Genomic DNA, 14,225 nt, shown 5'->3' with positions numbered 1-14,225 from the left:
TTTTAGCTAACTGGACCGCTTTGCTCGTGAAGCGGGAAATCTTCGACATAGACCATCGGCGGTTTCCCGCTTCAACTTCCTAGTTCTGACGGTCGAAACCGACGCTGTCCAGCGATTCACCAGAGCCGTTCGAACGGAACATCGGCTGTAGGCAACATACTGGAAAGCCTCCAGCCACTGAGGCGACACAAAATCGCTCTTTCGGAGGAGTCCTATCTAGAGGAACTGGTCGGCAGTGTCACCGTGGGCTGCTTCAAGCGCTTCCCAGTCAGCCATCGCATCGTATTCTGGCCGGATCTCACCATCTGAGAGCATGTCGTCGACGAAGGCCTGAACTTGTTTCTTAACGGGCGCGTTCTGCAGGTCGCGTTCCCGAGCAACGAATCGGACACCGCAGAACGAGCGGCCGTCGGCTGCGAGTTGCCAGAGCAGGAGCTTTCGGTTCTGGTAGGTTGCAAGTTCAGTAAGCAAAACGCGGCTGTCAACGTTATCTGGATTGGACACGGTGGGAACCTCCAGTCGCGAGGTGACACAAATCCACCTTGATAGTCTCCGTACTCTCGAGATTCTAACTGCAGATAGAGCTATTTGGAAATAGAATAATATTCTAAAATAGAAGACTATCTACAAAATCCGGCATTGGACCCTACTGATGAAATTTTCGATATTTATGAATAGTGCGATTAAATAAGATAGTATACTATTTTAAAATAGTATACTATCTAAACTATTCACCACAAAGTTAAGTCGAGAGGGGTGTATACTGATGAATAGTATGAGTGGTTCAGATAGAACGAATAGTATAGATAGCACGAATAGTCCAAATAGCCCATATAACTCGGGACAAACCAACGGGAATTCTCGTGCTGTTTCGGTTTGCATGCTGAAGGGAGGCGTTGGCAAATCGACGCTCGCTGTGAACCTTACCCGGCAGTTGGCCGCCCAAGGCCACAACACTCTCCTCATTGATCTTGACCCGAACGGCCATGCATCCGTCGGCCTAGGATTCGATGATCAATATCACAACACAGACGAGACAATTGGCGATGTCTTCTTCGACGATGCTGACCCGGCTTCTGTCGTCTATGATACCGGCTTTGAGTTCGATATTCTCCCATCCAGCGAGGACTTAGAACAGGTTGAACGGGAGATTGTCGTCGGCGACGTGTTCCAGCCCTCTGCGCTGCTCAAACGAGCGGTCGTCGATCCACTTCTTGGGGACATGTACGATTATATCGTGACGGATTCGCCGGCCTATCGGTCTCGGCTCACAGACAATGCGCTGGTCGCGACGGGGAATCTTGTGCTTCCCCTCGCTCCCGGGAACGAGGCAATGGCTGGCCTAGAGCGAACTATTGAGCGACAGATCTCACCGCTCCGGCAGCACATGGATGTCGACGTTCTAGCCTTGGTTCCGAATATGTTGAGCGGCCGTATCGACCAACAAACACAGGACCGCCAGCTGCTTGAACGGCTCAATTCGCACGATACCCTCCAGGATCGTATTCCAAATTTCGCGCGGATTACGGACTGGAACGCTGTTGATGTCGGCGACAGCAACCCCTCACCGGGCATTCGGGACCGTACTAGCATCACGAAAGCCTACGGCGAACGAAAGCCACTGCTGGACTACGATCCAGACTGTGACCAACTGAAGTGTTTCGATGAATTGGCACACATCGTTGAAGCCGGGGAGGTGGTCCGCCATGGCTGAGGACGATCCGTTTGCTGATCTCGGGGAGACGCTCGAAGATGAACCAGATAACGAATCACAGGACACAGATGATGGATCCGAATCAACGGTGACTGAAGAGTCACATTCTCGGGAGTCCGTCGAGCAACGAGATCCGATGACCGATAGTGCATTCAGCTATGAAGAAGCCAACCAGCGGCCGTTCTATGCCCGTGAGGAAACAATCGAGAACTTCGATTCGTGGCTGAAATACGAACTGGAGCGTGAACTCAATCAGCAGGGCTACCAGAACATCGTGGTTCGGGAGATGACGGATGCTCTTCTCCGGACCGTCGTGGAAGAAGATCTCGTGGATGAGGTCGCCAAACGGTTCGAACAAGCGCGTGAAACCCAGTCTTTAGAATAGAAAAGTAGTATACTATTTTAAGATAGTATACTATTCATAAATACTGAACCGACTGAAATTCTTGCAACAGGTATAGCAGTTTTGGCGTAGAGTAATGCGTCAACGGCCAACCGATAATAACAGCTCTCCAGATACCAGCTCCGTCAAGGACTCGATCTTCAGATTGGTAAACTCAGGCTTGCCCGAGCTATTTCATTTGGATTTATTGAGGCCAAATCCACTAGTATATATCTTGGTTTTGGCTAGTTACCACTACTACCATTTAATTTGATTGTATTATTCATTTTTTAGGATGGTATAGATCTATTTCTGACTAAATTCCGTCATTTAAGACGATTTCGTATTGAACGCCTTTGGACTGAAATGGTATCTACAGCAGAACCGAACATGAATAGTTTGAATCGCACTTTGTGTGCAAGGAGATTGGTATCAAGAACAACTCCGTTCGGTCCAATGCTTCGGCTCCGTCCATTCGGACTCCATTGGTTTGGATACTATCCGAACATGGTTGTGACAACGACAGTGACGGCAACCTGCAAGAGGAGTTGCCTCTCCCAAGCAACTGACTTGACGAACTCGTCATGCAGTACGATGGAGGCGGCTGCCATCGAAGTCTCAGGTAACTACTGTTCGATCTATGAGTTGGCCACGAATACGTGAGGTAAATCTATGGAACCAATCATAGAATTGACTGGCTGCCGATATGACGGCCAAAACTGACCATCTCGGTGCAGTATCATTTTATACCTTCTTCTACTATATGTCCATAATGGCAGAATCAAAGAAAGAATCTAGTGTCGCCCACTTTGAAGTGGCCAATATCGGTGGGATCGACGAGACGACAGTCGATATTCCGCCGGGCGTAACGGTCCTGACGGGCAAGAACGCGACGAACCGGACATCGTTTCTGCAATCTATCATGGCGGCGATGGGAAGCACGCAGGCGACGCTGAAAGGCGATGCCGATGAGGGGAGCGTTACCCTCACGTACGGGGATGAGATATACGAGCGCACACTCACGCGAGCGGGGGACGCCGTCCAGTTCAACGGCGAGGGCTATCTCGACGACCCTGAAGTCGCCGACCTGTTCGCGTTCCTGCTCGAAACCAACGAGGCGCGCCGCTCCGTGGCACGAGGTGACGACCTCCGCGAAATCATCATGCGGCCGGTCGACATCGACGCCATCCGCTCTGAGGTCGAACAACTAGAGGAGGAAAAAGGCGAGATAAACGACGAACTCGCCACTATCGAATCCCGCCAGCGTGACCTCCCGGACCTCGAACAGCGCCGGACCGAACTCCGCGAGCAGATCGAGGAGAAACGCGAGGAACTGGCTGAGCGCGAAGAGGAAATCGACAACAGCAGCCGGGATATCGAGGAGAGCCGCCAGGAACAGGACGTGCTCGAAGAGAAGCTCGACGAACTCCGTTCGACGCGGTCCGACCTCGAATCCGTCCGCCGGGACATCGAGGCCCAGGAAGAGAGCATTTCTTCGCTGAAACGCGAACGGTCCGATCTCAAGGACGAACTGGACGAACTGCCCGAGACGCCGATGGGCGACCAGCAGCACCTCGAAGACGAGATCGCAACCCTGCGTGACCAGCGTCAGCAACTGAACAGCGAGATATCCGACCTGCAGAGCCTCATCCAGTACAACGAGGAGCGCCTCGAAGAGGAAGACTACGACGTCATCCAGTCGCTCGAAGACGCGCCAGAGGGCTCCGATGGCGATGTCACGGAGCAACTCCTCGAAGGCGACGACGGCGAATCCGTCGTCTGCTGGACGTGTGGGTCGACGGTCGACCGCGAGCAGATCGAAGACACCGTCGAGCGCCTGCAGGACCTCCGCCGGCAGAAAGTCGAAGACCTCAACGACATCAAATCAGAGCTCGACGACCTCAAGTCCGACCAGCGCGAGGCCGAGAAAAAGCAGCGCCGCCGCGAGAACGTCGAGCGAAAGATCACGGAGACCGAAACGGAGATCGAGCGCCGCGAAGAGCAGATCACCTCCCTGAAGGATCGCCGCGAGGAGCTGACCGAGGATGTCGAGTCACTGGAAGACGAGGTCGACAACCTCGAATCCGAGGACTTCGACGAGATACTCTCGCTGCACCGGGAGGCCAACCAGTTGGAGTTCGAGATCGACAGCCTGGAATCAGACCTCGACGACGTGAGCGAGGAAATCGAGGAAATCGAAGCGATGGTCGAGCAGGCCGACGACCTCCGCGAGGAACGCGATGCGCTAGTGGATGAACTCACCGACAAGCGAACGAAGATCGACCAGATCGAGGCCAACGCTGTCGACCAGTTCAACGAGCACATGGACGCCATTCTCGGCATTCTGGAGTACGAGAACCTCGAACGCATCTGGATCGAGCGCGTCGAGCAGACCGTTCGCGAGGGCCGTCAGAAGGTCGACCGAACGGTGTTCGAACTCCACATCGTCCGGACGACGGAGAACGGCGCGGCCTACGAAGACACCATCGAGCACTTGAGCGAGAGCGAACGCGAAGTGACGGGGCTCATCTTCGCGCTTGCGGGCTATCTGGTGCATGACCTCCACGAGAGCGTTCCGTTCATGCTGCTTGACTCGCTGGAGGCCATCGACTCGGCACGGATCGCCGAACTCGTCGAGTACTTCGCCGACTACGCCGAGCATCTGGTCGTCGCCCTCCTGCCGGAGGACGCCCAGGCGCTCGACGACGACTTCAATCGCATCACATCGCTCTAAGCGCAAAGAAGTCTATCTGCCCTATTTGATGGTGTTTCGTTAGGAGCACTGTGCCAATAAGCGAAGCTTTGGAACCAACCTTCGGTTGTGCTCAGTTTGACGTGGCTAAAATGTTCTGAAAGCGAATGATTTGAGATTTAATTGCTCAATATATACGTTTGGTGACGTTCGGGCTTCCGTGGCATTCTGATTGAAATTGGAGTATAGTTCGTTGAAGAACACTTTGGGGGATGTTGCGTCGTCAACGAAAGACGCTGTTTCGACATCGTGTGTCGGCCGTGGTTCGTTGAGAGAGATTTCAGAAGGAGTGGTTATTGTGGCCGAAGAGAACCGCAAATAGAGAATTGATTTGTCAGTAGGTTCGCGGTGGTATATCGCCAGAACTGCTGGTCGTTGAGCCGAACCACGGATACGATAACCGAACTCTGGTTCGGTACATTACCGCTGGCGGGTTGTGAATTGGCCTTCTGATAAATTATGAATATCAGTGTGGATATCAAGGATAACAGTCGTACGTGTGTTACCAGGAACTGGGATTACTGTTCTGATCCGATAACCGGATCCCCTACGACGTTGTGTCCCTGTCACCGACAGCTGGTGTTCGGGTCTGGCGAACTCCATATCATAGCGGTTGGCGGAGCTACGAGAACTGTGAGTTGATTTCGATGACGTTTGCCGACCGCGTGACTTTGCTGGGGAGTTCCTCCTCGTAGAACTCGCCTTCAAACCGACTGGCGGGGCCAGAGATGCTGATCGCGCCGATTATCTCTTCTTTCGTCTTCACCGGGGCGGCGACACAACGCAGGCCTTCGATCTTTTCCTCACGGTCGAAGGCGTAGCCGCGCTCCCGGATCGTTTCGAGTTCTTCGAACAGCGTGTCGGGGTCGGTAATAGTGTTGTCCGTGTATCCGACGAGGCCGTGGCGGTCGATAATCTCTTCAACGCGTTCTCTGGGCATATGTGCCAGCATCGCTTTGCCCAGCGAGAGACAGTGCATGTACTCTCGCTTCCCCGGGGATGAGGCAGACTGGATAGCCTTCTCTCCGGCGCTCTTGTAGATATACACAGCACGCCCGTGTTCAGGCATTGCGAATTGGGCGAGTTCGCCACAGGACGCAGAGAGGTCGTCGAGTTCCTCTGTGACGACATCATAGATCTGGAGCCGGTCACGAACCTTTTCCCCCAGTTCAAGATATCGCAGACTCAGACGGTACGTCTCGCCCTCCTTCACGACGAACTCGTTTTGTGAGAGCGTGGCCATGTGCCCGTGGATCGTCCCCTTTGACCGGTCCAATTCAGAGGCAATCTCCGTGATGCCGGCGCCGTCCCGTTCGAGGAGCAGTTCGATGATGTCAAGCGTGGTCTGGACCGCCTCCACCGTTCGAGACCCGTCGTGCGTTGCCATACCCTGACATTTACCGCCACCTGTATAAATGTGTTCGTCACCTACGAACGATTTGGGTGTTTGTTAGACACGAACATAATTAATCGGAAACAGCGGACGAAGTAACCGATTGTAGGCCTATCCCGAATTATCATGGGTCAGCCCCTCATTCACCAACCAGAGAGTTTATCGCGCGTTCGCACTGCACGAACGTGGGATGCTACAGGAGTACGGAGGTTCGTCGCAACGCATCGGTTCGTGAACCGGTCCGCGGGGGAAAACGATATTACACGGACACCACAAGTCCAACTTGCGATGGTCAAAATCGACTACATGGCTCACCAGGAGCAGTACAGCCCATCGGAACTGCTGGAATACTCCGAACTTGCCTCGGAGAATGGCTACGACTTCATCTGGACCTCGGATCATTTTCACCCGTGGTTCCACACGGACGCCGAGGCGGGCTTTGCCTGGTCCTGGCTCGGGGCCGCCACCGAACGCGTCGATATCCCGATTGGAACCTGCGTCACGCCAGCTGGCGAACATTACCACCCGGCGATGATGGCACAGGCCTTTGCGACCCGCCAGGAGATGCACGGCGAACGCGTCGTCCTCGGGCTCTCGACGGGTGAAGCAATGAACGAGAAGCCCCTCGGTCACGAGTGGCCGGAGTACTCAGTGCGTCGCGACCGCCTTGAAGAGACCCTAGAAATCATCCATGGACTCTATGACTCGGACGACTTCTTCAGCTACGAAGGTGAACACTTCGAGGTTGACGAGGCTAAGCTCTACACCATGCCCGAAGAGCGACCAGAGATTCACCTGGCCGCCAACGGCCCGACGACGGCATCGCTGACCAGCGTCTACGGCGACGGTTTCATCACGGTCAAAAAGGGAGAGGAGTTCACTGACCGCCTCTACCCCGCTATCCGCCGCTACACTGAGGAGGAAGGTCGCGATCCGGACAGCATCGAGACGACGCTACTCGTCATCGCATCCTACGATGAGGACTACGAACGCGCCGTGGAAGCTACCCGCCCGTGGTGGGCGACGACGCAGAACGTCTTCGACCGCGCGATGGCCAACCCTAAAGAGATCGAACAGGAAGGGGAGAAGGCGACCGAAGAAGAGATTGAGGCGAAGTTCCTCATTGCCGACGACCCTTCGACAATCGCCGCCCAACTTGAGGAATACGCCGAGATGGGCTTTGACCGCATCGCGCTGGGTAACACCAGCCCCGAACCGGAACGTCTCTTCGAAGTGATGGGCGACGAGGTCATCCCTTCACTATGACGGGAACTGTGTGGGGGAACGTTTAATAAAGCCCGCGTGCACGTTTGTGATGAGATGCCTAGACTGAACGGTGGCGAGATTATCGCCAACTACCTAGAGAAAGAGGGCGTTGAGTACCTCGTCGGGATTCCCGGTCACGGGAGTACGAATCTCCTCGACGCTTTCAACGACTCCGAGGTTGAGATAATCCAACCGCGACATGAGCAGGGCGCGACACACCTCGCTGACGGGTACGCACGCGCGTCCGGGAAACCATTGGCCGTGTTCACCTCCATCGGTCCCGGCGCAACGAACACCGTGACAGGGGCGGCGACAGCCTACGTGGACTCGATCCCAATGGTCATTTTCACCGGTGCACCCCAGACACACGAATACGGACAGGGGATCCTTCAGGAGATTGAGCGACAGAAGCCCGGTGACTTCCCCAGTGTGATGGAGCCCGTCACGAAGAAGAGTTTCGTCGTCAACGACGTGGAACAGCTCCCGCGCATCCTCCGCCGGGCGTTCCAGTGCGCACTGTCCGGTCGTCCCGGGCCTGTCCATGTCGATGTCCCGATGGACGTTCAGGGTGCGGCAGCGGACGTGGAACTACCCGAACCGACAAAGCACCGCCCCCACAGCCGACCCGGCGGTGATCCCAAGACGGTCTCGGATGCCGCGGATCTGCTGGCCGAGGCTGACCGCCCAGTCATCGTTCCTGGTGGTGGCACGATGATCGCAGAGGCCTGGGATGAGGTCCAGGAACTCGCCGAACATCTCCAGGCCCCCGTCATTCCGACATTCCAGTCACGGGGCATCATCCCGGAGGACCACGACCTGTTCGTGGGCTACGCGGGCTGGATCGGGTCCTCGGCCGGCAACGAACTTGCCTCCAACGCAGACGTGATCCTGGCCGTCGGCTGCCGGTTCACGGACATGCACACCTCTTCCTTCGAGGAGGGTGTGAGCTTCGAGATACCGCCGAGCAAGCTGGTCCATGTCGACATCGACCCCCAGGAGATTGGAAAGAACTACCCGGTCGAGGTCGGCATCCAGGGCGACGCGAAGGTCGTCACCCGACAGATCACGGAAGCCGTTCAGGACCGCGTCGACCCCGTCTCAACGGAGAACAACGAGTACTACGACGAGATCCAGGAGCTGTGGGAAGACTGGCAAACGCAAGTCGACGAACGCTGGGAGAACGACCAGGTCCCGATGAGCATCTCACGCGTGGCCAGAGCGGTCCGTGAGGTACTCCCACGGGACGGCAGCATCGTCACGAGCGCCGGCCAGCCCCAAGAAACGATCAACCCCGAGTTCCCAGTGTACGAACCACGGACGAACATCTCCTGTGGTGGCTTCTCGACGATGGGATGGGGTGTTTCGGCCGCAATCGGTGCGAAGCTCGCCAATCCCGAGCGGACGGTCGTCGACTTCGAGGGTGACGGCAGCTTCCTGATGTGTAACCAGGAGGTCGCCTGCGCCGTCGAACACGACATCGACGTGAACTACGTCGTCGTCAACAACAGCGGCTGGAAGTCCATCCGGAACCTCCAGGTGAACAAGTATGGCTGGGACCGCGTCCTCGACACGGAGTTCGACGACGAGAAGATGGTTGACTTCATGGATATGGCTAACTCGTTCAACGTTGGCTTCGCCGAGCGCGTCGTCAAGCCCGAGAACCTCAACGGCGTCCTCGAAGAGGCGTTCGCCCACGACGGTCCCTCGTTTGTCGAAGCCGTCGTTGAGCCGGATAACCCCGACTCTGGTGCGATCATCACCGGCAAGTGGGACCTCGCGGACCTCGAAGAGTAACCGCGACTGGCGCTTTTCTCGCTGCGGTCATCTGTTCGGGCCAACCCTGTTCCGATACAGACACATCCCAAGAAAGTAGGACAGCAAACTGCTCTCGGCGGTCAGCGGGCGACGGTCGCCCGCGCGATACTACATCTCGATCAGAACCTTGCCGTCGACGCGCTTGCGAGCCTGCGCGACGGCCTCGTCGGCGTTTTCGAGGTCAAACGTCGACGTAATGATCGGGAGGTTATCCAGCTGGCCGCTGGCCATCAGTCGGATGGTGCGCGGGTACACCTGCTGGCCGGTGTGACCCTCGGAGCCGTACAGTTGGGCGCTCGAGCCCTGATATTTCCGGAGGGCAAGGTCCGGATCGCTGCCGGCGTTGCTGATGTGGACGACGTTCGCTCGTTCGGCGAGCGTGTCCTCAATGACGGGATACGTTGCACCGACCGCACCGCTTGTCTCAACGTGTACGTCCGCACCCTCGCCGCCGGTGACCTCGTTGACCATCTCGACCGGGTCAACCTCGATTGGGTTGTAGACGTGCTCGAAGCCGAGGTCATGGGCAATCTCGCGACGCTCGTCGGATGGCTCAAAGGCGATGACCTTCCCCGCGCCCGCGGCCCGCGAGACATTCATCCCGGTTAGACCAATGGGCCCAACGCCGTGGTAGACGTGGTAATCGCCGGGCCAGATGCCTTCGGCCCGCCCGAAAAGGCCGTAAAACGTGATTGTGCTGGGTTCGATGGTCGCGGCGGCGCGGTACAGTTCGTCTTCGTCCTCATACTGCTGGGACAGTTCCGAGACGCCCCAAAGGATTTTCTCGGGTACTGTGACGTACTCCGCGAACGCACCGTCGAGCGTGAAGCCGATTTGCTCAAAGTTCTCACAGTGGCCGTGGAAACCCTGCCGGCACATCTGACAGCGCCCGCAATAGTCGGTGACCTCCGCGGTTACGGGATCGCCGGCTTCGAACAGGTCAGCGTCGTCGCCAGTCTCGACGACTTCACCGGAGAACTCGTGGCCGATGACGTTCGGGAGCTGCGTGTACGCCGAGTAGTGCATGTACCCGTCGTCGTCAGTCTCTGTCATGGCGACGTCGCTGCCGCAGATCCCGGCGTATTTCACACGGACAAGGACCTCGTCTTCGGCCGGTTCGGGTCGCTCGCGTTCCTCAACGCGTAGCTCGGGATTCTGCCAGATGCTTGAACTGTCCATCGCCCGGTGGCGTTGCTTCTCGTCATCCGTCAGGTCGTAGCTTGATTGCGGGTTCCACTCCGCATCGAGCACTAACGCACGCATATAACTCACTGTGACTCCCGGTGACATAACTGTACTGGATTCACACACCGGGAAAACGGTGACGGACACTGACGTTACTTGAATCCAACATTGCGCCAAATACAGGAACGCTAACCTCAGAATGTCTGCCAACCGCCGTCAACGTACACCATCTCGCCAGTCACGTACCCTGCTTGTTCGCTAGCCAGGAATAGGACCGCCGGGGCGATGTCTTCTGGGTAACCCGGCCGGGCGAGTGGAATCGGTTTCATCAGGTCGCCGGCCTCGACGGATTCTTCTTTCTGCTCGGCTCCAGAGCCGAACTCGGTGGCGATGTGACCTGGCGCGACCGCGTTGACTCGGATGTCGTCGCCCGCGAGTTCGAGCGCCGCACCGCGCGTGATCATCTTGATCGCACCCTTCGTCGAATCGTATGGAATCTGATCGACCTGCGCGTGGGTCGAACTGATGGAGGCTGTGTTGACGATCGCACCGCCGTCGCCGCGGTCACGCATGTCCGCTGCCGCGGCTTGACAACCGAAGAACACGCCGTGAGAATTGATGTCGTGAATCCGGTGGAAGGTCTCGGCGTCGACCGAGAAGAGGTCGCCGCGGGTGAACCAGCCGGCGTTGTTCACCATCACGTTGACGCCGCCGAACTCTCGGGCAGCCTCCACGACGGATTCGATGTCCGACCGCTCCGAGACGTCCGTCTCGACGAAGACGGCACGTCCCCCGTCGTCTTGGATAACCTCGTGCGTCGGTTTGCTCGCATCAGCGTCTTTCGTCTCCGGCGTGATGTCGGCATTGATAACCGTCGCACCGGCATTACCGAATGCCAGCGCAATGGCCCGTCCGATACCCGAACTACCGCCGGTGACGATAACCGTGTCTCCCTCGAAATCGTACGCTACTGAACCCATACCCCGATTTACGGCTGCACGGATAAGAGTTGTACGGATCCGACGGAACTGTGTTTATGGCGTAACACATTTATAGGTGGAACGAGAGATGTTTTGTGTATGACGAGCAAGCAAGAGCAGTCGCCAGACACGGCTGCCGTCCCAGACACCGTAGACAGCTACGTCGGTGGCGAGTGGGTCTCGGTTGAGTCCGACCAGGGCCAGCCCGTCGTCAACCCGGCGACGAACGAGACACTGGCCGACGTGTCCTTTGCCGACGCAGACGATGTCGACGAGGCCGTCCAGACCGCGAGCGAGGCATTCGAGGAGTGGTCACGTACACCGCCGGTCGAGCGCGTCCAGTACATTTTCGACCTCAAACAGGAACTCGAAGACCGCCAAGAGGACATCGCGCAAGCACTGACCCGCGAGCACGGCAAAACCTTGAACGAGGCACGCGGCGAGATCCGCCGCGGTATCGAGAATGTCGAGGTCGCCGCTGGCATCCCAAACATGATGCGCGAGGGCAGCGGCAACGTCCAAGACGTGGCCACCGGCATGGACGAACACGCTATCCGACAGCCGCTGGGCGTGTTCACCGCGGTCACGCCGTTTAACTTCCCGGCGATGATTCCGCTGTGGTTCCTGCCGTACGCCGTTGCTACGGGTAACACCTTCATCCTCAAGCCGAGCGAAAAAGTCCCGCTCAGTTCCCAGATCATCTTCGAAGCCGTCGACGCGGTTGACTTCCCTGACGGGGTTGTTAACCTCGTCAACGGCGGTGTCGACACTGTCACCGCCCTGCTGGAACACGACGATATCGAGGGCATCTCCTTTGTCGGGTCGACCCCCGTCGCTCAGCACATCTACCAGACCGCTGCCGAGCACGGCAAGCGCGTGCAGGCCCAGGGCGGTGCGAAGAACTACGCTGTTGTCTCCGAAGACGCCGAACTCGAAGAGGCAGTCCCGAACGTCATCGGCTCGGTATACGGCAACGCCGGCCAGCGCTGTCTCGCCAACGACGTAGTCGTCGGCGTCGGCGACAGCTACGAGCCGCTGCGTGAGGAGGTCCTCGACGCCGTCGACGACCTCACCGTCGGCAACGGCCTCGAAGAAGACACCGACGTTGGCCCGCTCATCACGGGCGAGTCCGCAGAGCGTGTCAAGGGCATGATCGAGGATGCAATCGACGAGGGCGCGGACCTCGTTGTCGACGGCCGTGACTTCGAGCACCCCGACTACCCTGATGGAAACTTCCTCGGGCCCACGCTGCTCGAAAACGTCACGACCGACATGGACATCACCCAGACCGAGATTTTCGGCCCGGTGATGGCACTGACCAAGGCCGAGGACATCGACGAAGCCATCGAGATGGTCAATAGCACCCAGTACGGCAACGCCTCCTCGCTGTACACGGAGAACGGCGCGGAAGCCCGAAAGTACCGCTACGAGGTTGACGCCGGAAACATCGGCATCAACGTCGGTGTCTGTGCGCCGATGGGCTTCTTCCACTTCGGTGGGCGCAAGGACTCCTTCTTTGGAGACCTCCACGCCCAAGGCGAGGACGCCATCAACTTCTACACGGACAAGACCATCACCATCGAGCGCTACTACAGCCACTGACGTCCCAGCCGTCGTAGCCCCAGCTCCCCTACGTCGTTTCTCGTTTCCGACGTTTCTCTCATTTCGCGCTAACGCCCTCAGATAGCGAACAGTATGTCGCTCGTGTCGCGAACAGCCCAGTCTTACGGTCTGTCTACATTATGAACAACAGGCTCCGTGCCTGTCGATTCGGAACGCGAAAGAGCCGGCATACAGAAGTCGGGCGGTCAGTCGCTGGAGGCGGAGACCGGCTTGTCGAGCGCCTCAGCGTAGTTGTCGATGGCTGTTTCGACGCTGTCCATCAGGAGAGCCACGTCCTTGCCGGCGATGAGGAAGTCAAAGCCCTGGTCGACGCGGGACTCGATGGCATGGATGTCGGTCGTCAGCGTCCCGACGGGTACGTCGACCGCGTGGCTGTCGTCAATGATCGACTGGACAGCCTCGTCGAACTCCTCGGAGTCCCACTCGGCGAACATCCCGAGTGAGCCAGAGAGGTCGGCTGGGCCGACGAACAGCGAGTCGATGCCGTCGACGGCGGCCACCTCTTGTGCGTTCTCCATCCCCTCCTCGGTCTCGATTTGCGCAATAGTGAGGATCGAACCGTTCGCGCTGGTGACGTACTCCTCGAAGTTCTTCCCGTAGCGGGTCGCCCGACTGCCGGCGATGCCGCGGATGCCGTCCGGGGGATATCGGAGCGAGCGGACGAGTTCTTCTGCCTCCTCGGCAGAGCCGATCATCGGAACCATGACGCCGGCGACGCCGATATCGATGACGCGCTTGAGCCGGACCGGGTCGTTCCACGGGACACGCACGATCATGTCCGTGTCGCCGGGCGCGGCGTCGACGCCGCGTGCCATGCTCTCTATTGTTTCTAAGTCCATCGTCGTATGTTCCATGTCGACGAGGAGGAAGTCGAGGTCGAGCTGGGCTGTCGCCTCAGCAATCGTCGGATGCCCGACCGAGATCCAGGTCCCGAGAGGGTTGTCGTCTGCTTCGATTGCGTCTTTGATGTGAGTCATGTGTATCAGAGTCCATGCCGTGACAGTCGGTGGGAGGCCAGACTAGTCTCGGCTGTCTATCGGTCTATCTATGATAGTTATTCAGGTCAATGCATAAAAAAATGCGGGTGAGCGCCGCATGCGAGGATGGGCCCTTCG

11 protein-coding genes are annotated in these 14,225 nt (G+C 57.6%); 6 read left to right on the top strand and 5 right to left on the bottom strand.

Annotated elements, in window-relative coordinates:
- Positions 1–216 precede the first annotated feature (216 nt).
- Positions 217–504, bottom strand: coding sequence for a hypothetical protein (locus Harman_RS19965; RefSeq protein ID WP_137685443.1), 288 nt, complete (start codon positions 502–504; stop codon positions 217–219).
- Positions 505–775: 271 nt separating this feature from the next.
- Here Harman_RS19965 and Harman_RS19960 point away from each other — a divergent pair, with 271 nt between their 5' ends.
- From Harman_RS19960 to Harman_RS19950, 3 genes are all read left to right on the top strand, one after another.
- Positions 776–1,714 carry a ParA family protein gene (locus Harman_RS19960; protein WP_137685442.1) on the top strand — a complete coding sequence of 313 codons (939 nt, stop codon included), beginning with the start codon at positions 776–778 and terminating at the stop codon, positions 1,712–1,714.
- The gene (locus tag Harman_RS19955; RefSeq protein ID WP_137685441.1) at positions 1,707–2,099 is read left to right on the top strand and encodes a hypothetical protein; all 393 of its coding nucleotides are present in this window, start codon (positions 1,707–1,709) and stop codon (positions 2,097–2,099) included. The genes Harman_RS19960 and Harman_RS19955 overlap by 8 nt, the downstream gene beginning before the upstream one ends.
- Positions 2,100–2,868: 769 nt before the next feature.
- Positions 2,869–4,830: an archaea-specific SMC-related protein gene (locus Harman_RS19950; protein WP_137685440.1), complete on the top strand. Its 1,962-nt coding sequence runs from the start codon at positions 2,869–2,871 to the stop codon at positions 4,828–4,830.
- Between the two features lie 640 nt (positions 4,831–5,470).
- On the opposite strand, the gene Harman_RS19945 is transcribed toward Harman_RS19950, so the two are convergent.
- Positions 5,471–6,235, bottom strand: coding sequence for an IclR family transcriptional regulator (locus Harman_RS19945; RefSeq protein ID WP_137685439.1), 765 nt, complete (start codon positions 6,233–6,235; stop codon positions 5,471–5,473).
- 294 nt (positions 6,236–6,529) lie between these two features.
- Between Harman_RS19945 and Harman_RS19940 the strand changes: the two genes are divergently transcribed.
- The gene (locus Harman_RS19940; protein ID WP_137685438.1) at positions 6,530–7,507 is read left to right on the top strand and encodes a TIGR03557 family F420-dependent LLM class oxidoreductase; all 978 of its coding nucleotides are present in this window, start codon (positions 6,530–6,532) and stop codon (positions 7,505–7,507) included.
- A gap of 54 nt (positions 7,508–7,561) precedes the next feature.
- A complete protein-coding gene (locus tag Harman_RS19935; RefSeq protein WP_137685437.1) occupies positions 7,562–9,301 on the top strand; it encodes a thiamine pyrophosphate-binding protein in 1,740 nt (579 codons plus the stop codon).
- Positions 9,302–9,430: 129 nt separating this feature from the next.
- On the opposite strand, the gene iolM is transcribed toward Harman_RS19935, so the two are convergent.
- Positions 9,431–10,585 (bottom strand): scyllo-inosose 3-dehydrogenase, encoded by a 1,155-nt coding sequence (gene iolM, locus Harman_RS19930; protein ID WP_137685436.1) that lies wholly within the window; start codon positions 10,583–10,585, stop codon positions 9,431–9,433.
- A gap of 116 nt (positions 10,586–10,701) precedes the next feature.
- Entirely contained in the window at positions 10,702–11,487 is a 786-nt protein-coding gene (locus Harman_RS19925; RefSeq protein WP_137685435.1) for an SDR family NAD(P)-dependent oxidoreductase, read from the bottom strand.
- A gap of 99 nt (positions 11,488–11,586) precedes the next feature.
- Here Harman_RS19925 and Harman_RS19920 point away from each other — a divergent pair, with 99 nt between their 5' ends.
- On the top strand, positions 11,587–13,089 hold the full coding sequence (locus Harman_RS19920) for a CoA-acylating methylmalonate-semialdehyde dehydrogenase (RefSeq protein WP_137685434.1): 1,503 nt from the start codon (positions 11,587–11,589) through the stop codon (positions 13,087–13,089).
- Positions 13,090–13,295: 206 nt separating this feature from the next.
- Here Harman_RS19920 and Harman_RS19915 read toward each other — a convergent pair whose 3' ends face one another.
- Positions 13,296–14,087: an HpcH/HpaI aldolase family protein gene (locus Harman_RS19915; protein WP_137685433.1), complete on the bottom strand. Its 792-nt coding sequence runs from the start codon at positions 14,085–14,087 to the stop codon at positions 13,296–13,298.
- Positions 14,088–14,225 lie beyond the last annotated feature (138 nt).

The organism is Haloarcula mannanilytica (genome assembly GCF_005406125.1).
In the GTDB taxonomy this organism is placed as follows: domain Archaea; phylum Halobacteriota; class Halobacteria; order Halobacteriales; family Haloarculaceae; genus Haloarcula; species Haloarcula mannanilytica.
This window is presented reverse-complemented; position numbering and strand designations above follow the sequence as displayed.